Here is a 253-nt window from a genome sequence, read left to right as displayed (position 1 = left end):
GAGACAAGCGTGTTAAGGCCGATCAGGCCACTGTTGCTCGCAGCTTGCACGGCAACTGGCGAGCTGAGCATTTGCATGCGCTGAGTCAGGAGTTGGCGGCTTATGACTTCCTGGAAAAACAGATCGGGTGAGTGCGACCAAGCCATTGCTTATGCACTTGAGCGGCTGCCGGTTCTTCAGGCGCAAGTTATCCCGCCCAGCAAATCACTGCGTAACCCGCACCGTTCCAATGAGCAGCAACTGATTTTGCATC

At 55.3% G+C, this 253-nt stretch carries 1 pseudogene; it reads left to right on the top strand.

Features of this window, described 5'->3' with window-relative positions:
* Window positions 1-253: pseudogene (locus AACY52_RS32030) on the top strand (IS110 family transposase); the annotation flags it as partial.

It is taken from the genome of Pseudomonas sp. EA_65y_Pfl1_P113 (genome assembly GCF_963970525.1).
Lineage (GTDB): Bacteria > Pseudomonadota > Gammaproteobacteria > Pseudomonadales > Pseudomonadaceae > Aquipseudomonas > Aquipseudomonas tritici.
This window is presented reverse-complemented; position numbering and strand designations above follow the sequence as displayed.